At 63.3% G+C, this 19,373-nt stretch carries 17 protein-coding genes; 8 read left to right on the top strand and 9 right to left on the bottom strand.

Annotated elements, in window-relative coordinates; translation table 11 throughout:
- Positions 1-16: 16 nt before the first annotated feature.
- Positions 17-610, bottom strand: a complete 594-nt coding sequence (locus OB916_RS05235; RefSeq protein WP_315908232.1) for a hypothetical protein — start codon at positions 608-610, stop codon at positions 17-19.
- A 78-nt stretch (positions 611-688) separates the two neighbouring features.
- Between OB916_RS05235 and OB916_RS05240 the strand changes: the two genes are divergently transcribed.
- Together OB916_RS05240 and OB916_RS05245 are read left to right on the top strand one after the other, a co-directional pair.
- The gene (locus OB916_RS05240) at positions 689-952 is read left to right on the top strand and encodes a hypothetical protein (protein WP_315908233.1); all 264 of its coding nucleotides are present in this window, start codon (positions 689-691) and stop codon (positions 950-952) included.
- A gap of 60 nt (positions 953-1,012) precedes the next feature.
- Entirely contained in the window at positions 1,013-2,785 is a 1,773-nt protein-coding gene (locus OB916_RS05245; RefSeq protein WP_315908234.1) for a site-2 protease family protein, read from the top strand.
- 111 nt (positions 2,786-2,896) lie between these two features.
- Here OB916_RS05245 and OB916_RS05250 read toward each other — a convergent pair whose 3' ends face one another.
- On the bottom strand, positions 2,897-3,007 hold the full coding sequence (locus OB916_RS05250) for a DUF1059 domain-containing protein (RefSeq protein WP_315908235.1): 111 nt from the start codon (positions 3,005-3,007) through the stop codon (positions 2,897-2,899).
- Between the two features lie 386 nt (positions 3,008-3,393).
- On the opposite strand from OB916_RS05250, the gene OB916_RS05255 reads away from it, so the two are divergent.
- From OB916_RS05255 to OB916_RS05265, 3 genes are all read left to right on the top strand, one after another.
- Positions 3,394-5,349, top strand: coding sequence for a heme-binding protein (locus OB916_RS05255; RefSeq protein WP_315908236.1), 1,956 nt, complete (start codon positions 3,394-3,396; stop codon positions 5,347-5,349).
- A 173-nt stretch (positions 5,350-5,522) separates the two neighbouring features.
- Positions 5,523-8,018, top strand: a complete 2,496-nt coding sequence (locus tag OB916_RS05260) for an efflux RND transporter permease subunit (RefSeq protein ID WP_315908237.1) — start codon at positions 5,523-5,525, stop codon at positions 8,016-8,018.
- 192 nt (positions 8,019-8,210) lie between these two features.
- Positions 8,211-8,552, top strand: a complete 342-nt coding sequence (locus OB916_RS05265) for a hypothetical protein (RefSeq protein ID WP_315908338.1) — start codon at positions 8,211-8,213, stop codon at positions 8,550-8,552.
- A gap of 225 nt (positions 8,553-8,777) precedes the next feature.
- Here OB916_RS05265 and sufU read toward each other — a convergent pair whose 3' ends face one another.
- The 3 genes from sufU to OB916_RS05280 all read right to left on the bottom strand — a co-directional run bounded on the left by sufU (position 8,778) and on the right by OB916_RS05280 (position 10,402).
- Positions 8,778-9,221 (bottom strand): Fe-S cluster assembly sulfur transfer protein SufU, encoded by a 444-nt coding sequence (gene sufU / locus OB916_RS05270; protein ID WP_315908238.1) that lies wholly within the window; start codon positions 9,219-9,221, stop codon positions 8,778-8,780.
- A gap of 113 nt (positions 9,222-9,334) precedes the next feature.
- Positions 9,335-9,592 (bottom strand): hypothetical protein, encoded by a 258-nt coding sequence (locus tag OB916_RS05275; RefSeq protein ID WP_315908239.1) that lies wholly within the window; start codon positions 9,590-9,592, stop codon positions 9,335-9,337.
- A 9-nt stretch (positions 9,593-9,601) separates the two neighbouring features.
- Positions 9,602-10,402: a hypothetical protein gene (locus OB916_RS05280; RefSeq protein ID WP_315908240.1), complete on the bottom strand. Its 801-nt coding sequence runs from the start codon at positions 10,400-10,402 to the stop codon at positions 9,602-9,604.
- Positions 10,403-10,546: 144 nt separating this feature from the next.
- Between OB916_RS05280 and OB916_RS05285 the strand changes: the two genes are divergently transcribed.
- From OB916_RS05285 to OB916_RS05295, 3 genes are all read left to right on the top strand, one after another.
- On the top strand, positions 10,547-10,843 hold the full coding sequence (locus OB916_RS05285; RefSeq protein WP_315908241.1) for a PadR family transcriptional regulator: 297 nt from the start codon (positions 10,547-10,549) through the stop codon (positions 10,841-10,843).
- 158 nt (positions 10,844-11,001) lie between these two features.
- Positions 11,002-12,273 carry a hypothetical protein gene (locus OB916_RS05290; protein ID WP_315908242.1) on the top strand — a complete coding sequence of 424 codons (1,272 nt, stop codon included), beginning with the start codon at positions 11,002-11,004 and terminating at the stop codon, positions 12,271-12,273.
- A gap of 69 nt (positions 12,274-12,342) precedes the next feature.
- On the top strand, positions 12,343-12,843 hold the full coding sequence (locus tag OB916_RS05295) for a type IV pilin (protein ID WP_315908243.1): 501 nt from the start codon (positions 12,343-12,345) through the stop codon (positions 12,841-12,843).
- Positions 12,844-13,085: 242 nt separating this feature from the next.
- On the opposite strand, the gene OB916_RS05300 is transcribed toward OB916_RS05295, so the two are convergent.
- The 4 genes from OB916_RS05300 to OB916_RS05315 form a co-directional block, all read right to left on the bottom strand.
- A complete protein-coding gene (locus OB916_RS05300; RefSeq protein ID WP_315908244.1) occupies positions 13,086-14,405 on the bottom strand; it encodes a hypothetical protein in 1,320 nt (439 codons plus the stop codon).
- A 124-nt stretch (positions 14,406-14,529) separates the two neighbouring features.
- Positions 14,530-17,370, bottom strand: a complete 2,841-nt coding sequence (locus OB916_RS05305; RefSeq protein ID WP_315908245.1) for a DEAD/DEAH box helicase — start codon at positions 17,368-17,370, stop codon at positions 14,530-14,532.
- Between the two features lie 203 nt (positions 17,371-17,573).
- Positions 17,574-19,013 carry a multicopper oxidase family protein gene (locus OB916_RS05310; RefSeq protein WP_315908246.1) on the bottom strand — a complete coding sequence of 480 codons (1,440 nt, stop codon included), beginning with the start codon at positions 19,011-19,013 and terminating at the stop codon, positions 17,574-17,576.
- Positions 19,010-19,162, bottom strand: a complete 153-nt coding sequence (locus OB916_RS05315; protein WP_315908247.1) for a hypothetical protein — start codon at positions 19,160-19,162, stop codon at positions 19,010-19,012. The genes OB916_RS05310 and OB916_RS05315 overlap by 4 nt, the downstream gene beginning before the upstream one ends.
- Positions 19,163-19,373: the final 211 nt, after the last annotated feature.

The following is a 19,373-nucleotide window of genomic DNA, read 5'->3' on the forward strand; positions in this document are numbered from 1 at the left end:
CTCTCGACGGATTTCGCTATCCGGCCTCGTGATCGGTCCCGGGCAGGATCGCGCGTTCCAGCCCGTCGGCGATCGTCTCGCCGTTCGAGTCGGGGGCCGGGAGGCGGATCGACTCGTCCGCTTCGGCGAGGTCGATCACGAGCGATCGTTCGCGCGACCAGAGGTACACCCCGAACGGAACGATCGCGAACAGCAACAGCAAGGCCCCGGCCAGTTGCATGAACTCGTCGAGGTTCCGAAGCAGCGACAGGAGCTGTTCGAACAGTCCCAGCACGCCGCCGATCCCGAGTTGCCCCGTCGATTCCGGCATCGCGACGTCCGAGAGGATGGCGTCGAGCGGCAACAACAGCCCCGCGACGATCAACACGAGACCGTAAATCGTCGCCCGAACGGCGTACCGGAGAAACGTCGAGTCGCCGCCCGATTCGACCGAGACGCCGGTCACGTTCGGTCGGTCGGCCTGCTGGAAGTTCGGCCCGTCGCGTTCGGGCGTGAACGCGAGCACCCGGTGGCTCGTGACGACGACCGCCGCAGTCCCGACCTCGACGCGCTCGGCGACCGTTTCCCCGTCGTAAAGCAGTTCCTCGACCCGGTCGCTCCAGCGACTCATCGTCTGACTGTAGGACGGCCCGGCTGAAAACGATACGGGACCGGAGGATACAATCGTGTGCTCTCCCAACGCTCGCCCATGTCAGAGACGGTGCGGTGCTGGCTGGTCGAGCGCGACTACTACGACGAGGACCTGGTGACGCTCGTCTACGCGACGCCGAACGGACAGCGCCATCTGACACAGCAACTCTCGACGGCGCTGCTGATGAAGAGTCCGCCGACCGCGGCCAAGGACGTCGAATCCGACCGACTCGAACCCGTGACCGACGACGGGACTCGCCGGCGCTACGCCACCGAGGCCGAACGCATGATCGACCGCCACGATCCGGACGACCACGTGTGAGATGCGCTGTTCCTCCAGCAGTCACAATCCTCTTGACGACGTGTCCCCAGGGTCCGAGTAATGGTTTCGACGCTGACGCTGGTGATCGCGGGGATGCTCCTCTATACTGTCGTCGCGATGGGACTCCGACAGCGTGGCGTGCTCCCCGAGTTCGTCCACGTCTCCGGGCCGCTGACGACGATCCATACCCAGCGTGGCAAGCGGTTTCTGGACCGACTGGCGCGACACGAGCGGTTCTGGCGAGCCTGGGGCAATCTCGGGCTGGGTATGGCGCTGGTGTTTCTCGTCGGGCTGTTCCTGACGGTCCTGCTATCGGCGTATCAGAGCCTCCGCCAGCCGGCGGCCTCGGCGATCCAGGAGCCCCAGAACGCCCTGGTCATCCCCGGCGTCAACGAGTTTCTGCCGCTGTCGGCCGCTCCCGAGATCGTCTTCGGATTGCTCGTCGGACTCGTCGTCCACGAGGGCGGGCACGGCCTGCTCTGTCGCGTCGAGGACATCAACATCGAATCGATGGGCGTCGCGCTGCTGACGATCGTCCCGCTCGGCGCGTTCGTCGAACCCGACGAGGAAGATCGCAAGAAGGCCGGTCGCGGCGCACAGAGCCGGATGTTCGCCGCCGGCGTCACCAACAACTTCGCGATCACCGTCGTCGCCTTCGCCCTGCTGTTCGGACCGGTGACAGGGTCGATCGCCGCCGTGAGCGGCGTCCCGGTCGGCGGGTCGATGCAGGATTCACCCGCGCGATCGGCGGGTCTCGGCGGCGGCGACGTCATCACGTCCGTCGAAGGAACTGACGTCGAGTCGGCGGCCGACATCGACGCCGTGCTGGCCAACCACACCGAGCGCAGCGTCACCGTGGGCACCGACAGCGGCGAGACAGTGACGGTGAACCGATCAGTGCTGGTGACCCGGGCCCTGGCTGACGGACCGCTCGCGATCGACGCCGGCGCGACGATCGTCGCCGTCAACGGTACGACTGTCGGCATCGAAACCGAGTTCGCCGACGCGATGGCCGACCGGACGACCGCGACGCTCACGACGGCCGACGGCACGACCGCCACCGGCCCGATCGGTGCCTACGCCAGCGCAGTCAGCGAGGGCGGCCCGCTGGCGGACGCCGGTGCACCGACCGGCGAACCGGCCGTCGTGACCCGCGTCGACGGCACTCGAACGCCTGATGCCGAGACGATGCAGGACGTGCTCGCCGATCTCGATCCCGGAACGACAGTCGCGGTCGAAGCGCACGTCGACGGGTCGCTCCAGCAGTACAACGTCACGCTCGGTGAGAACACCCGGACCGGCGGCGCGCTCCTGGGCGTGCTCGGTGTCCAGCCCGGTTACAGCGGGCTCGTCGTCAACGACTTCGGGATCCAGGTGTACCCCGCCGAGTCCTATCTGGCGGCGCTGTCCGGTGACGGCGCGCTCGGCGGACTCGGCCAGGGATCGCTCGCGACCGTCGCCGTGACGCTTCTGGTGTTGCCTTTCGCGGCCGTCGCGGCACCGTCGCTGGGCTTTAATTTCGCCGGCTTCCTCGATCCGATCACGAACTTCTATGTCGTCCAGGGGCCGCTCGAACCGCTCGGCGGCGGCGTGTTCCTGCTCGCGAACCTGCTGTTCTGGACCGGCTGGATCAACTTCAACCTCGGGCTGTTCAACTGCATTCCGGCGTTCCCGCTGGACGGCGGGCACCTCCTGCGGACGAGCACGGAGGCGATCCTCGCCCGGACGCCGCTGAACCACCGCCGACACGTCCGGACAGTTACGATCTCGATCGGACTGATCATGGGCGTCAGCCTGATCCTGATGCTGTTCGGCCCGCAGCTCCTTTCCTGAAAGAATAGGAGCGATTCTAGCGGCTCCTCCTGATACGAGGAGATGTTGGAGAACGAGCCGGCTGACGCTGACTCGCCCGCTTCTGCCATCCGCTCTTGCACTCCGGTAGGCCTACTGGATCATCTCGCGCGCCTCGTCGTCGCTCAGTTCCATATCGTGTTTCTCCTTCGCGTGTTCTTTCACGTGCTCAATCACCTCCTGCTCGTCGTCGGACTTGATCATGAAATCGTCCCCTTGGCTACAATCTACCTGGTATGCCATAGGGGATACACAGACTCCGTCCCCATATTGTTATTAGCCGGTTTTCCATCAGTAAGGACGACACCGGATGGAGAAACCTCTCGCATCTTGTCCGGATAGCGGAGTACGAGACGCTTAATCGTCACGCGGGAGAGCGCGGCTGCTGTGGCGCTTCTGGAACTCGCACAGAAACTTGCGCTGGGCGCGGCTTCGGGAAGTAGGCTCGTCGTAGGCATACCTACGAACCACACGTTGCGTCTTCAGCCACTTGCGCGGGATCTGATAGCCGCTGTATACCCCTCTCGAAGGTAAACTCGTTTTCCTGAAAGGCAAGGTTCCTTACGCTCTCGCCCTAAGTCCGGACGATTATGACCACGGAGCGACGGGACGCACCGCCGACGGCCGAGGGGTGGTACGTGCTACACGACGTTCGGACGATCGACTGGGCCGCCTGGGACGAGGCCTCCCAGCGCACGCGCGATCGGGCCATCGAGGAGGGGATCGAGTTCCTCCAGTCGGTCACGGCGGTCGAGGACGCTGACGGAGGCGGTTCGATGGTCGTCTCGATGCTCGGACACAAGGGCGATCTCATGATCGTTCACATGCGGCCGACGCTGGCCGGCCTGGACGAACTGGAGCGGCGCTTCGAGCGCACGGCGCTGGCGACGTTCACCGACCAGATCCGGTCGTTCGTCTCGGTGACCGAAGCCTCCGGGTACTCCGAACGTGGCCGGGAGTTCATCGAGGGCGACCTCGACGACGATTCGGGTCTGGCACGGTACATGCGCTCGCGCCTGTATCCCGAAATCCCCGAGAAAGAGCACGTCTGTTTCTACCCGATGGACAAGCGCCGCGACCTCGAGTACAACTGGTACGATCTGCCCTTCGAGGAGCGCGCCGAGCACATGGACGCCCACGGCGACATCGGCCGCGAATACGCCGGCCGGGTCACCCAGATGATCACCGGCGCGATCGGCATGGACGACTGGGAGTGGGGCGTCACGCTGTACGCCGACGACATGGTCGACGTGAAGGACCTGCTCTACGAGATGCGGTTCGACCCCTCCTCTTCGAAGTTCGCCGAGTTCGGCCCCTTCTGGATCGGCCGACGCTTCGACCCCGCCGACCTGGACGCGCTGCTGGCCGGCGAACCGCTTTCGACGCCCTGGGAGGGTGTCAGCGAACACGCCGAACACGATCATCCGCCGGCGACGCCCGAGGACGCCGCTGAGGGTCACGGGCATGACGAGAGCGGGCATCCGGAGGGATCTGGGGACGGCGACCATCCACACGGCGACACAGACGAGGGTGACAACGAGAGAGACGACCATCCCAGCGCCAGCAGCGGCCGTCCGCCGACGACCGATTCCTGGAGCGAGGCCATCGCCGACATCGACGAGATGGATGCCCGACTTGGCAAAGCCGGGCTCTACGAAGGCGAGGACTACACGGGGCGGACGTACGCGCTCGTCTTCGAGACTGACCGCGACGCCGCCGAACTCGCCGGGGAGGTCGAGGGGCTGGCCTCGAACTTCGACCACTACGACACGCACGTCACGACCGCGGTCCGCGCGAGCGGGGGCCACACCTACCTGGCGAGCCTCTGGACGACCGAAGACGCCGCCCAGACGGCCTCGGGATTCCTGACCGATCTCGACGGGATCGACACCGGCGCGCGCGGGTGGGCCGGCTCCGGTGGCGCCGACGACGCGAGCACGTCTGCGCCGACCGGCACGGACGAAGACGACGACATCCGGTCGCAGCTGGCTGAACAGAACATCTACGCCGGCCAGCCCCACGGCGAGGACGTCTACGCGCTCGTGGTCTACTCCGAGGCAGATCTCGACCGCCTCCGGCCGGTCGTCGAGGACCTCCGTGCGTCCTTCGCGGGCGACGACCACGTCAAGACGGCCGTCTACGACGATCCCGATGGTGAGATCGCGGCCGTCGTCAGCCTCTGGGAAGACCGGGCCGCCGCACAGCGGGCGAGCGACGACCTGGAGTCGGTGCCCGGCGTGGTCCGGAAAGCCGGCGAGGGCGACGGCTTCGGGACGATGGGCATGTTCTACACCGTCAAGCCCGCGTACCGCGAGGAGTTCGTCGAGACTTTCGGGACCGTCGGCGAGAAACTCGAAGCGATGGAGGGCCACCGCGAGACCGCGCTGCTGGTCAACGATGACGACGCGAACGACATGTTCATCGCCTCGCAGTGGGACTCCCGGGACGACGCGATGGCCTTCTTCCGGTCGGAGGATTTCCGCGAGACTGTCCAGTGGGGCCGGGAGATCCTGGACGATACGCCGCGACACGTCTTCCTGGCCTAGCGATCCTCTGACCGGCTAGGCGTATATAAACCCTTCTGAGACACCTATCGCTGTTTGTCCATACAGGAGTTATATCTACCCGGCAAGTGAACGACCTGACAGGAATGATACGTGAGGGGTTAACGAGAGCGGTCGATTTCGTCACGGAACACAATCGACTCACGCTGGTGGTAATGATCCTCCTTTCGGCGGTCGTGCTGGCCGGCATCCCGATGCTCGACACGGAGAGCCAGGCCGGGGCGGACGCGTCGGCGTTCGAGGACATCGATCGCGTCCAGAAGGCGAACTACGTCACGGAGCACTACGACACGTCTCAGGAGGACTCCAACCGGACGCTCGCGACGGTCTACGTCCGCCAGGAAGACGGTGACGTGCTCTCGAAGACGTCACTGCTGGAGACGCTCCGGTATCAGCGCGACGTACTGAACAACGACTCGGTCGCAGCGGTGCTCCACGACGACGGGATCGCCGACGTCGCGAACATGGTCGCAGTGGGTCTCGCCGACGATCCGGCGGCGTCGCTCGACGAGCAGATTGCCACACTCGAAGACGCCAGCCCGGCCGCGGTCGAGACGCAGATCGAATCGACGCTGTCGAACCAGCCGCAAGCGCTGCGGCTGTTGCCCGACGGTCACGATCCCTCGAACACGACAGCGACTGACCGCCGGCTGCTGGTCGTCCTCAACGCGAGCGGAGCAGCAGGGGGGAGTGAAGGGGTCTTCGACCGCGTCGACGCGGCCCTCTACGAGACCGCACAGGACTATTCCGACAGCGGACTGTTCGTGTTGAACCAGTTCGCCTACGCCGAGTACAACAGTCACTTCTTCGGCGAGATGGTCTGGCTGGTCCTGCCGGCCGCGCTGGTGTTGATCCTGGGCGTGCTCGCGTTCACGTATCGCGATCTCATCGACATCGTCGTCGGGATGGTCGGCGTGCTGCTGTCGGTGCTGTGGATGTTCGGCCTGCTTGGCTGGCTCGGCGTCGCTGCGGGGCTGGTCAGCATCGTTCCGGTCGTCCTTGTGACGGGGCTGAGTATCGACTTTGGCTTCCACGTCTTCAACCGCTACCGTGAGCAACGCGAGGCGAGCAGACAGCGAGCGGGCGACGCACGGGGCGACGGGGGGATCCGCGAGCCGATGAACCGTGGGGTCAGACTCGTCGCGACGGCACTCGTGTTGGTCACGGTCACTGCGGCCATTGGCTTCCTGTCGAACCTCGTCAACCCGCTGGGACAGATCCGCGATCTCGGCGTCTCGATCACGCTGGGCGTGATCGCGTCGCTGTTGCTGTTCGTGACCGTCGTCCCGGCGCTGAAGATCAGTATCGACGGTCTCTTCGAACGGTTCGGCTGGGATCGACACAAGCGCGCGCTGGGACACGGCCGGTTTCTGCGCCCGGCCCTGTCGAGGACGGTCACGCTCGCTCGCCGCGGTGCGCCGATCGTGCTGGTCGTCGCCCTCGTGATCGGTTCGCTCGGTGCGGTCGCCTGGACCGACCTCGACGAGGAGAGCTTCCAGCAACCGGACGGCGAGGTCGCGGAGTGGAAACAGAGCCTCCCGGACCCGATCGGCTGGGACACTCATCCCGTCGCCGAGCGACTGAACCACGTGCAGGCGGTCTATCAGCCGGCTACTGCCGACGACGCGTTTCGCGAACGCATACTGATCGAGGGCGACGTGACCGCCGACGGCACGCTGACTGATCTCCAGGCCGGCGTCGAGACGATAAGCGAGCGTGGCGTGCTTCTCGACCAGCCCGGCGTCCGGGCCGTCACTTCGCCCGTGACGGCGATGCAGGCGCTAGCGCAGCGAGATCCGGCGTTCAGAGCGGTCTTCGAAGACGAGAGTCGCGACACTGACGGTGACGGGATCCCCGACCGCGATCTCAAGCCCGTCTACGACGCCTTCTACGAGGCCGACAGCGAACTCGCCGGCCAGGTGCTCGAACGGACCGACGGCGAGTACCGTTCGATGCTCGTCCGGGTCGCACTCGACGCCGACTTCGCGGATATCGACCAGGCCGTCGCTGACCTCGAAGCCGGCGCGGATCGCATGGAGGGCGACAGCGACCGGACGGCGACCGCCGTCGGGTCGGTGGCTGTCAACGTGGCTGTCCTGGACGCGATCGTCGGCGGGATCCTCCAGACGATGACGATCGCGCTGGCGGCGATCGCGCTGGTGATGGCAGTCGCGTTCCGGGCCATGCACGGGAGTGCGACGCTCGGACTCATTGTCGCCGTGCCGATCGCGCTCGTCCTCGGACTGGTGATCGGCGGAATGTATCTCCTGTCGATCCCGCTGACGTTGCTGACGGCGCTGCTGATGAGTCTCGTCATCGGGCTGGGGATCGATTACAACATCCACATCGGCGACCGGTTCGCCGACGAGCGTCGCGAGGGCAAGACGACCGTCGAGGCGCTGGAAGCCGCGGTCACCGGAACCGGGGGCGCGCTACTCGGCAGCACGCTCACCTCCGCCGGCGCGTTCGCGACGATCGCGCTCGTCCCGGATCCGCAACTGCAGAGCTTCAGCTTGATCGTGGTGGTCGCGCTGCTCACCGCCTTCCTGGTGAGCCTCCTCGTCCTGCCGAGCCTGCTGGTACTGTGGGAGCGATACAGCCCCGAAGCCGTGACAACTGAAGCGACGGCCGAGAGCCTGCCACAGGACTGATAGTGACCGCTGTAACGATTACGACTGTACTCCTTCGTGTGGTCGATCCGGAGGGGACTGACAACGGTCCATATAAAAGCGATCTCGAAGTTCGGTCGGAACGTCCAAAGCGAGAAGAGCCTGGAGCCACGACGGACAGACGTGACGGACGACTTCGATCGCCAGCCTGACGACGCTCCCAGACGCCACGAGATCGACGACGCGCCCGGCAATCACGAGATCGACGACACGCCGACGATCACCTGCGATCGCTGCGATCGCTCCTGGGACCTGGCGTACGAACTGGACGAGCTGGCCGTCGGCAACCAGGCGATCCAGCAGTTCGCGCTGGATCATCACCGACACACGGGCCATTTCCCCGACGGGATCGCGACCTGGCAGGCGAGCTGTCGCCAGTGCCCGGAGACGGTCGAACGCCTCGAGGAGAGTGCTGCCAGACGGTGGGCCGAGACACACGCCCGCCACACTCGTCACAGCGTGGCGATCGAACACGGCGAGGAAGAGACAGACATCGTCACCGCACCTGACACATAGGCTGGCTCGCCGTCGGCGTCGCCAGCGGTCTTACTCGGGGACGTCCGGGTCGTCGTCTTCGGTTTTCGTCCTGTCGAGATCCTTCTCGCCGAGATAGATCTCCACGCCTAAATTTTACTCCTCGGGTTTCCTCGTTCGCGGCTACGCCGCTCACTGTGGGAACCACTCGTCGCAAAATTTAGTACAAAACGACCCGCTGGCTCGCCGTCGGCGTCGCCAGCGGTCTTACTCGGGGACGTCCGGGTCGTCGTCTTCGGTTTTCGTCCTGTCGAGATCCTTCTCGCCGAGATAGATCTCCACGCCGTCCTGGGCGACCTTCTCGGCCAGCACCGCGCACTTCACCCGCATCGGCGAGATCTCGACGCCGAGCATGTCGATGATGTCGTCGCGGTCCATCTCCCGCAACTCCTCGATCGAGGTGCCCGGCAGTCGCTCGCTGAGCATCGAGGCCGAGGCCTGGGAGATCGCACACCCGTCGCCGCGGAAGGCCACCGCCTCGATGGTCTCTTCGTCGTCGTCGAGCACCACGTCCATCTCGATGGTGTCGCCACACATCGGGTTCTCGCCGACGTGCGTGAACGTCGCGTCCTCGATCTCCCCGTAATGGCGGGGGTTCTTGTAGTGATCGAGGATCTGCTGCCGGTACATGTCTGAGCCGCCGATACCCATTGTTGTTCGACTGTAGGTGTCTCCGTCGCAAAAGCGTTCCGCGGGAGATGCTGGCATGCGCGGCGTCTTCCGTGCTCGATGTACCTGCCCGATGGGATAGGCATCCCGGCTTGCTAATAAAAGAAAACGAAAGCCAGCAATGAAACGTAATACCCGGCAATAATCTGACTGTCAATGCCGTCATACTGGATCCGTGAAATATACTTCGGGGCGTAGAATAACAGTCCGATACAGACCGCTGTGGCGAGGATTATGGAGTCTACCCGCAACAAAATAAGTGTGATCAGGAGCAGGAGCAAGCAACCAGCTATTGCATCCCAGATGGGAGACCCTGAGGAAGACGTATCATTAACATCTATTTCAGCAGCCATCGTTGCACGTTAACGTGTTTCGATATCGTCATTCCCGGCCCCAGGTTCCACTGACATATCCACCCACAGAGTCGTATGGTTTGTACAGCTCTGGACCGGGTAGAAGCCGAAGCACATTGCATATTGAGCTTTGGTGAATAGCCTGTATCTTGACTCACCTTTGCCACCAGACTCAGCAGCCTTCTTGCTCCATTTTTGTTTCCACTGGTCAATTTTGCCCCCAGTAGAGGTCTCACCCCAGTACCGCTCATCAATATATGTTATCTTATTTTCTTCATTCCATCCATAATCAACTCTCTGATGCCATTTAGCCACCCAAGATTTGACGGCACCCAGATCATAGTAGAGGATAGATGTTCCAGAAGCGAATGCTTCATTAGTTGTTCCACTTGGGTCAACTGGAACACGCTCTGATGTGGATATTCCCTGCTCTGATGTCTGATACGATTCAACTACCAATCTGTCCTCGAGTACAGCGGCCCGTGTTTTGGGCTCAAGTTCATTCAGAACCTTTCGCACGTGGCTACCGCGATCGGCTGGAATGATTGGCGCTGCGGCATTCCCTCCCTGAGGACTAGACCGCTGTTTTCTATTTTCATTCACCGGGATAGCAGAAGTTGTAGCATCCATTCCCTGCGAATTGGATTGTCGCCATCGTTTTGCATCCTTTTCGGCGGCTCGTTTTAACATTTCTTCTGCGTCTGCTTCAGAAATATCTGGCGTGCCAGTGTCGGCACTTCTTGACATAGTACCCACACCCGTGATTGCCACCGATTCCCCCAATTTCCTTAGAATCGACCGTCGATCCATCGCATTTGACTTCTATAGAGAGCATTCATATATAAATTTCTATCTTATTTTCGTCTACTATATAACTAGTGTGAAGATATAAGATAGGATCTATACGCCACCCGAAGCGCAACCGAGTTGTGGCCCGCCGCCGATCGTCCGGGTATGAAGTGGCTCCAGAGCGGCCGTCGCCGCGATCTCTGCGTCCTGCTGTACGGCGAAGACGGGGTGCCCGCACAGAAGCTCAAGACGGCGCTCGAACGTCGCTACGGCGAGCGGATCGATCCGAAGCAGTTCTACGGCGCGATGGAAGCGCTCGAACGACTGGGCCACGTCCGGTCCCGAACCGAGGGGCTGAGCGACGTCTACGAGCTGACCGACGCCGGACGGGAACATGTCGAGGTGTACGCCGCGTGGCTGGACGACGAGGTCGGGTGCGAGGATACCGAGTCGTCCCGATAGTGGGGACTCGAACTTTTCCTATGGCTCTTAGACTATCCTATTCAGAGCTGTAGATATCAGCCGCTCATTCTATAGATCATTCTAAATAGACACAATATTACATACTCTGAATAAAAATAGAAAGTATTATAACTAACTCTTTCGGAGTTGTTTCTGTCATGTCTGGGGAAGAGGGGATGACAAGAAGAAGCGTTCTCAAGAATGCGGCTGTCGGTGGGGCTTCCCTAATCGGGGTTACAGGTTTCGCCACAGGCAAGAAAAAGCAGAGCGATGTCTCGCAGCGAGATGCTCGAAAGATCGCGAAGAAAGCCGTCGGTCATATCGGGACACGCACCGAATTCGACACGTGGTGCGAGCAAGGGGTCAAATCTCCGGAGTTGTTCTACGCGAAGGTGGCAGACGGCGACTCTATCGTGTATACGCCCAGGGCATGGGTCTTTCCGATCGAGAACCGCGGGGACGACGTCGGATACATTGCGATCGACGCAAAGCAGACCGTATCTCCGGTACTCGCATACGGAAAAAGCGAGGCACCACAGCGCAATGTTGACGATGCGATACAGGTAGCAAAGGCTAACGGGAACTCGATTCACAAACGGTTCCTCTACCAGGGTGGCACCCAATTCGGTGTCGAAACAACGGACCGACGCCTCGTTGACCTTCGAAGCCGATCTGTAACGTCGCTTGCTCCAGTCGAAGACCGGCGATCGCTCTTGCCCAGTGACAAATCTGGGCTGCGGTCCTCCTCAAATATCGGTCTCTCAAACATAGGTGGGGGTGATGCCCCTGACTGGTCAGGGGGGACCGACGACGAAGTCGCCGGTGAAGTGCCGAACTGGACAGAAGACGACGATGGGGGTGCTTCTATTACGAACTATGGTGATGGGGCGGATAGCTGGGATGGGTGGGACGGCTGTACACCCATTGCAGCATCAATGGTGATTGGATATCACGAGGGTCTTAACGACGATGACCAAGACCAGGCTGATGCCCTGATCGATCGACTTCACGTTGATCTAGGGACGAACGATAATGGCGTAACGCTTCCCGAACCGCCCCGAAACCCGTTCGACTTAGCTTCTCAAGAAAACAATATCTATGATAATATCCCGGACGGAATCGAAAGCTATGAAGAAGGAAATCACTCTTACGCTGCAGCGAATGAATACGTCCGTTTGCGACACGACACGGAGCAAGCGATCGGCAACGATAACCCGCCAATCCTCTCAATGTGGAACGGACCTTATTCGGGCACAAAAAGCGGTCATAGCGTGGCCGTCGTTGGATATCGGACTGAATCGTGTGCTTCATTGTGGAACCCGTTGTGTACTGACTTCTACTACAAAGTCTACAACGGATACGCAACAGACCCAGACCGAGTCCTCCACGGTAACTGGCTCGGTGCTCTGCTCACGAAAGTCTGGACATAGACACAGAATCACCGTCCCATATACCTCCATATAAAAATTTTATAATAATATAAATATTATACTATAAATATGAAACAAAAAACCAATCACATGGTATGGATCGTTGGTATCGTCGGGGTTGTTATCGTTGCAGTAATACTCGCAGCAACGGTCGCCTTGTTTGTTGAGGGTCCCAGTCCATCTGGACCAGATTGGAAATATATAACGTTAGATACTGAGAATTTCGACAGCAACGGCTCGGATAGCCTTACAATAGTCCATAAATCGGGAGATAATGCAAGCGTGCACAATTTGACGGTCATCATTTGTAACGCAAGTAACGGACGGACTGGAGAACCCTATGCTGCAATCAACGGCCGCCACAATCTCACGTCTCTCGGATATGAATCTGGTTCGTATCTGACACCCAACGACACGATCACGCTAAACAGATCGACGCTCGGCGTTGAAGACGAGATAAACTTCAAAACGGCAGACGTATTCGTCAGGTATACCCGATTACATATGGGTGAGGAATCTAAAGTCACTACTTACAATTGGAACGGATCAGAGGCCACGACACCCGACTGATCCACCCTCCACACCCAGAACGAATTGCCACGCTGCAGCGAATGAATACATCCGTTTGCGACACGACACGGAGCAAGCAATCGGTAACGACAATCCGCCAATCCTCTCAATGTGGAACGGACCTTATTCGGACAAGGAGGGCGGTCATAGCGTGGCCGTCGTTGGATATCGGGCTGGATCGCGTGTCTCGCTGCGAACTTATAGCCCCACGAATGTATCGCCGGTAGCGCAGTTCGATACCGTCACCGAGACGAAGCGTTTCCGAATCGCTGTCCGATAGCGAACAGCGGAGTGCCGAGGAGCGCCGTCCCGATCGACAGCATCAGAAACATCGCCGGCGTGACGAACACGACCCCGGAGCGAGGCACGAACGAAAGCGCAGCCGCGACCGCCCCGAGCGCGGCGATGAAGGGGAAGAGGAAACGGCCTCTATGCCCCGCGGCGGCGAGGACGCCGAACGGCAGGAAGATCAGCGGGCCAGCGACGAGCACGAGCAGTCCGCCCACTCGAGCACCGACGAGCAGCGCGAGCGTCCACACCGCGACCGCGCCCGCAGCCATTCCCGGGACGTTCCGGTCGGTACCTTCGTCCACGAAGTCGGCGAGCGCGGCGGCCGTGGCCGTCGAGAGCGCCTGCGGAATCAGTCCGATGCCGACTACTCCCAGGACGACCCCGACACCGTTGCCCGCCAGCGCCACGACGGCGGTGAGGCCAGCGTACAGGCCGCCGCCTGCGGCGAGCCATCGCAGGACTGCCCGTCCCCGCGTGAGCGTTTCGGGGAGACGATCACCGGCGAGCAACAGTCCGGTCGCGACGAGCGCGAGAAGTGCGGCCGGGACCGTGGCGTACGCGCGCAGCTCCGACTCGATCATCCCGAGTGCGTGCAGCCGAACCGCGCCGACAGTGACCGCCTGTGCAAGGAGACCGTCGTCGGGAGCGAACGCGACTGTCGCCTCGCGGCCGAGCGGGGAATCGAATCGTTGCCTGTCGTCGCCGGGCCTCCAGACGGCCCGGTTCCTGCTGACTGTCCCCCCTGGCGGTGCGTGGGTGATCGCCGTCCCGGACGGGCCTTCGACGGTGAGCGCGTCCGTGTTGATGTACGGTGCGCCGTGGGGCGGGTAGCGAGCGAAGCCGTCGAACAACAGCACACCGCCCGGGTATCGGTGCGTAGCGTCCGAGGCCGTGAACGTGGCCGTGACGGTGCGGTCGGCAAGCGCCACCGAGAGGTTCTCCGGGTCGTCCACGACGGTCCGGTACGAACTGTAGCTCTGATCGACGGTGCGATAGAGGAGCGTTCGGTTCTCGGCGAACCGCTCGGCGGCGTCCCGATTCAGGGTCGCGGTTGCCGTCCAGTAACTCTCCCCGTCGGCGGTGATCTCGACGGTGAGACTGCTCTCAGTGACGGTGGCGTTCACGCCGTTGTCCTCGGCTGCCCGCTCGAACTCCGGCCCACAGATCCCACAGACCCCTTCCGGTGGTGGGGTCGTCGAGCCCGCGGGAGCAAGCGTCGCCACGACGAGTAGTGCCGCAACGACGGCGAGGGTCACGTGGCGAGTGCGCATTGTCGGAGTGTGATTTCCCGATGCACTAAATATATATATTTGGTATTAGATAATTACGGCAGGATATCTGTTAGTTCAGGATTTTCAGACGAATTTTGCGAATAACCCGAAACCGCCCAGCCGCTCACTCCCAGAAGGATTTCGTCCGGGCGTACTCGCGCTCCCGCGCCAGGATATCCCGGTAGAAGTCGTCCTCGTCCTCCCGCAGTTTGTTGATGATCCGGGCGGCGTTGTGTGGCCCGACGCCGCGGGCCGCAAGCGCGATGATCGCCCGCTTGCCGTGGCTCTGGACGAGACTCGCTGCCCGGTAGGCCCGCTCGGTCTGTTTCTCCTGTTCGTCGTCCTTCTCGTCCGCCTTTACCGCCGAGACGACCTCGTCAGCCCAGGGATTTAGGGCGGCGATCTGGGTCGACCCGCAGTGGGGACACTCCGGCTGGTCGCTGACGGTCTTGACCGTCCGCCTGGATTCCCAGTCCTGACAGTGCAGACAGAACAGCAGCACCCGGTCGTTTTGGATGCGCTCGCGCACGGTCTGGACGACGCTGGCGTCGGCGTTTTCGGGGGCCAGCAGCTCCTGCCCGCTCGAGCGGCCGCCCCTGCCGATCGGCGTACGCTCGCCGACGGTCTCGACTTCGATCGCGCCCGACTGGATCGCTTCGAGAATCTCGCTCGCTCCCTCGACTGCCAGCTCTTCGTGCAGGACCGCCCGTAGTGCTTCGTCGTAGATCGGAGTGTCCTCCAGCGCCGCGAGGAGCCGATCCCGACCGAAGCGACCGCTCCCTTTCCCGCGCCAGCGTTTCAGCGCGCCGAACTTCGTCGCGACCTGCGCCAGCCGGAACTTGAGCACGTCGGCGTTCTTGAGACTGAGCTCGATGATCGCCTCCAGGTGGTCGGGGTCGGTCTCCTCGAGCACCTCGACGACGTCGCGGGCCGCGACGCCGCCGGGCACCTCCAGTTCGATCCGGTAGGGATCGATCTCCATGCCGACTGAGGAGCCGGTCCGCTGGCCGAGCATGGCCGAGACGAGCCGTCCGAGGGTCTCGTTGACGGTGTGACCGAAGTGGGCGTTGATCACGAGCTCGCGGCCCCGGAACTCCACGAGGATCCGGTCGTCGGTCGGCAGCGCGGCCTCGTGGCGATCCAGCGGACCGAGCGCGTTCGCGATGGTGTGCTCGTCGGCTGGATAGCGGCGCCGCAGGTCCCGGGCCGTCGCTTCGGGCGTCGCGCCGCCCCGCAACTGCGTGCCCGCCACGTCCCGGATCTCGCCGACCTCCTGGGCGACCTCGAAGGGGACGGGGATCTCCTGGCCGACCCAGGAGGGCACTTCGCCGCCGGGGTCGGCGACGGGGCTGACCTGGACGCGTTCCTCCTCCTCGTCGATCTCGACGATGCGCCACATCTCCCCGCGCTGGATGAAGATCTCGCCGGGCTGGGCGAAGTTGACGACGAACCGCTCGTCGAGCGTCCCGATGCGATCGCCGGAAGCGACGTCCTCGACGGTGTAGGTGGCCTCGTCGGGGATCATCGAGAGGTTCTGATAGAAGTACTGCCAGGTGCCCCGGCGCTTTTCGAGGGTGTCGCGGTCCTCGTCGAGCCAGATCACGTCGTTGCCGGCCAGTTCGCGGACGACCTGCTTGAACTCGTCTTCCCCGAGGTCGGCGAACGGATAGGCGCGGGTGAGGATCTCGTAGGCAGCCATCGCCCGGATCTCGCCGAAGTCCATGACGAGACCGGCGATCTGGTTGGCGACGGTGTCGAGGCTGCCGTGGTGGATCGCCGCGGGTTCGACCTCACCCTCGGTCGCCCGGCGGGCGATCGCCAGCGCTTCGAGCGTGTCGTCCGGCCGGGTCGTGATCACCGTCCCTGCGGACACGAGATCCCGGCGGTGGCCCGCCCGGCCGATCCGCTGGAGCAACCGGCGGACCTCACGGGGGCTGTTGTACTGGACAACGTGATCGACGCGACCGACGTCGATCCCCAGTTCCATCGAGGAGGTACACAGGAGCGCGTCGAGGTCGCCGGACTTGAATCGATCCTCGACGTCGATGCGGGCTTCCTTCGAGAGCGATCCGTGGTGGACGCCGATGTCGGTGCCGAGTTTCTTGAACCGCGAACCCAGCGCCTCGGCGGTCTGGCGCGTGTTGACGAACACCAGCGTCGAGTCGTGTTCGTCGATGATCTCGTCGATCGCGCGGACGTGGCTGGCCACGTCGGCGTCGGTCATCAGCTGGCCGGCGAGACGCTCGTCCTCGTCGGTGACCCGCGGCTCGCGGACCTCGACGTCGAGGCGGCTCCCCACGTCGACTTCAGCGATCTGACAGCCCCGATCGCCGGTGAGGAACTTCCCGACTTCCTCGGGATCGCCGACGGTCGCCGAGAGGCCGATCCGCTGGAACGGGCCGGCGAGTTCGCGCAGGCGTTCCAGCCCGACCGTCAGCTGTGCGCCGCGCTTCGCGGCGGCCAGTTCGTGGACCTCGTCGACAACGACGTGTTCGACGTCTTCCAGTGCACGCCGGAGCTTCTTCCCCGTGAGCATCGCCTGTAGCGTCTCGGGCGTCGTGACGAGCACGTCCGGCGGATCGTTGGCCTGCTTGCTGCGCTGGTAGTCGGTTGTGTCGCCGTGACGGACGTCGACGTCCAGGTCGAGTGTCTCGCCCCACCACTCCAGGCGGTCGCGCATGTCCCGGTTGAGTGCGCGCAGCGGCGTGACGTACAGTGCCCCGATCCCGAACCGGTCCTCGCTTTCCTCTTTTACCAGCGCGTCAAGCACGGGCAGCATCGCCGTCTCTGTCTTGCCCGTCCCGGTCGGAGCGATGACGAGCGCGTGGTCGCCCCCCGCGATCGGTCCGATTGCGCGACGCTGTGGCTCGGTCGGCGTCTCGAAGCCGCGCTCGGACAGCGCCTCCCGGACGGCCGCACCCAGTGCGGTGAAGGCCTCCGGACCGTCTACCGCTGACTCTGCCATCGGCTTCGATTGGGGCTTGAACCGATTAAGCGACGCGGTAATCGCCGGCCTGGCAACGCGGCAGTCAGTGATCCGGCGCCGCGGCAGTCAGCGCTTGGGGGATGTGGTAGCCGGCGATCGAGAGGCGCGACACCAACGGTCGACCGGGTTCTGCACGTCGCCTCGAACGGCGTCAATGGGCGTCGGGATCCGGGCCAGCAGTGCTATTCGACGTACTGGAAGAGTCGAGCCATCCCGGATTCGAGGTGATAGAGGTTGTGGCAGTGGAACAGCCAGTTGCCGGGGTTGTCGGCGAGGAAGTCGAACGTCACAGTCCCCATGTGGCCGGGGACGACGACGGTGTCCTTGACCGCGTTCCCGACACGGAAGAAGTGGCCGTGCAGGTGCATCGGGTGGACGACCGGACTCCGATTCCGCATGGTGACCCTGACGTGCTCGCCCTCTCTGATCCGGAGGGGGTCGGCGTCCGGGTACGCCTGCCCGTCGATCAGCCATCCGGACTGGCCCGCCGAAAGCGTCAGGTCGAACGTCCGGTCCGGACTCCCGTCGAGTCCGTCGATCGGCGTGCGTGCGACGAGGTCACTGTAGGAGAGTTCCCGTCTCGGGACGGACGGTGCGACCGGCGCGGAGGTGTCTCCGTCGTACGACAGGAGCGCTCTGGCAGGCGGTTCGCTCCCGTTGAGGGCCGTCGCCAGCAGTTCCCACGTTCCGGGGTTCGTCGCGTCCACGACCACGTCGTACCGTTCGCCTGCGCCGAAACGGAACGAGTCGACGCCGACCGGGTCGACCGGCCGGCCGTCGGAGTGCGTGACCGTCATCGGGTGGCCGCCGAGTCTCACCCGGAAGTACGTCGCACTGCTCGCGTTGATGAACCTGAAGCGGACGCGCTGGCCCTCCCGAACGTCGAGCCGCTGGGGATCGGCCGGTGGACGACCGTTGGCGAGCAGAGCGGCGTACGGCGGTCGTCTGTCGCCCATCATCCCGCCCATACCTGGACCGCCACCCATGCCGGGACCGCCACCCATGCCTGGACCGCGCCCGTCGCTATCGGTCCCCTCGTAGAGGGGCTGTGGCGCTCTATCGAGGTAATCGTCGAGTACGACCGTGTACTCCCGGTCGTACTCCACGTGAGGGTCGGCCTCTTCGACGATCAGCGGTGCAAGCAGTCCCCGGTCCAGCTGGAGTCCGACGTGGCTGTGGAAGAAGTAGGTCCCGGCCGGTTCGGCCCGGAACCGGTAGGTGAACGACTCTCCGGATCCGACCGGCTGCTGGGTGACGCCCGGGACGCCGTCCATCGGATTCGCCACGGGGACGCCGTGCCAGTGGACTGTCGTCTCCCGGGGCAGGTCGTTCGCCAGCTCGACCTCGAACACGTCGCCCTCGGGGACCCGAAGTTCGGGTCCGGGCAACCCCCCGCTGTAGATCCAGGTGTCGGGAGACAGGCCGCTGGCCGCCTGTGCCGGGGCTGCCCGGACCGTCGCAGCGGTGTCTGCCGGCCCCGATGGCGGCGAACGCGGCGTCGCAGTCGGGACGTCGCTGTCGTTCGACAGCGCTCCGATTCCCGTACAACCTGCGAGTCCGCCGAGGCCGGCCGCGCCCAGTGCCCCCAGGAGTCGTCGCCGCGTCGTCGATAACTCGGTCATCGTGCCCCGGGCTCGCCTGTGGCGCCTTCGGCTGCACTGGCACGAACGTCGTCGTGGACACTGCTGGTCGGGCTGTTTCCGAGTGTCGTCGCTTGCGCTTTGATCGCGTCTCCCGCCCCGTCAGATCGGTCCTGCTTCGTGTCGTTCATACTGTACAATACTCGCCGGACGCGGATGACGGTTGCGCGTGTGCCGATGACTACCACATCTTCCTGCCGTTTGCACTGTGACCTCCGTTGTGCGGCCGTTCGCTCGCCTGGTGCGCCGACGCTGGCCGCTGGGCTGTCTGGCGGTCTGATCGCCCTGATAGTTCGGTTGTGTCTCAAACGCACACTACTTTATCCGGCCGAGATCACGGAC

It is taken from the genome of Halapricum hydrolyticum, assembly GCF_025517535.1.
GTDB classification, from domain to species: domain Archaea; phylum Halobacteriota; class Halobacteria; order Halobacteriales; family Haloarculaceae; genus Halapricum; species Halapricum hydrolyticum.

Excerpts from the sequence above, each read along its gene's own strand:
- OB916_RS05235 (WP_315908232.1), bottom strand. The coding sequence starts at position 610 with ATGAGTCGCTGGAGCGACCGGGTCGAGGAACTGCTTTACGACGGGGAA.
- OB916_RS05240 (WP_315908233.1), top strand. The coding sequence starts at position 689 with ATGTCAGAGACGGTGCGGTGCTGGCTGGTCGAGCGCGACTACTACGAC.
- OB916_RS05245 (WP_315908234.1), top strand. The coding sequence starts at position 1,013 with ATGGTTTCGACGCTGACGCTGGTGATCGCGGGGATGCTCCTCTATACT.
- OB916_RS05250 (WP_315908235.1), bottom strand. The coding sequence starts at position 3,007 with ATGATCAAGTCCGACGACGAGCAGGAGGTGATTGAGCACGTGAAAGAA.
- OB916_RS05255 (WP_315908236.1), top strand. The coding sequence starts at position 3,394 with ATGACCACGGAGCGACGGGACGCACCGCCGACGGCCGAGGGGTGGTAC.
- OB916_RS05260 (WP_315908237.1), top strand. The coding sequence starts at position 5,523 with ATGATCCTCCTTTCGGCGGTCGTGCTGGCCGGCATCCCGATGCTCGAC.
- sufU (WP_315908238.1), bottom strand. The coding sequence starts at position 9,221 with ATGGGTATCGGCGGCTCAGACATGTACCGGCAGCAGATCCTCGATCAC.
- OB916_RS05275 (WP_315908239.1), bottom strand. The coding sequence starts at position 9,592 with ATGGCTGCTGAAATAGATGTTAATGATACGTCTTCCTCAGGGTCTCCC.
- OB916_RS05280 (WP_315908240.1), bottom strand. The coding sequence starts at position 10,402 with ATGGATCGACGGTCGATTCTAAGGAAATTGGGGGAATCGGTGGCAATC.
- OB916_RS05285 (WP_315908241.1), top strand. The coding sequence starts at position 10,547 with ATGAAGTGGCTCCAGAGCGGCCGTCGCCGCGATCTCTGCGTCCTGCTG.
- OB916_RS05290 (WP_315908242.1), top strand. The coding sequence starts at position 11,002 with ATGTCTGGGGAAGAGGGGATGACAAGAAGAAGCGTTCTCAAGAATGCG.
- OB916_RS05295 (WP_315908243.1), top strand. The coding sequence starts at position 12,343 with ATGAAACAAAAAACCAATCACATGGTATGGATCGTTGGTATCGTCGGG.
- OB916_RS05300 (WP_315908244.1), bottom strand. The coding sequence starts at position 14,405 with ATGCGCACTCGCCACGTGACCCTCGCCGTCGTTGCGGCACTACTCGTC.
- OB916_RS05305 (WP_315908245.1), bottom strand. The coding sequence starts at position 17,370 with ATGGCAGAGTCAGCGGTAGACGGTCCGGAGGCCTTCACCGCACTGGGT.
- OB916_RS05310 (WP_315908246.1), bottom strand. The coding sequence starts at position 19,013 with ATGACCGAGTTATCGACGACGCGGCGACGACTCCTGGGGGCACTGGGC.
- OB916_RS05315 (WP_315908247.1), bottom strand. The coding sequence starts at position 19,162 with ATGAACGACACGAAGCAGGACCGATCTGACGGGGCGGGAGACGCGATC.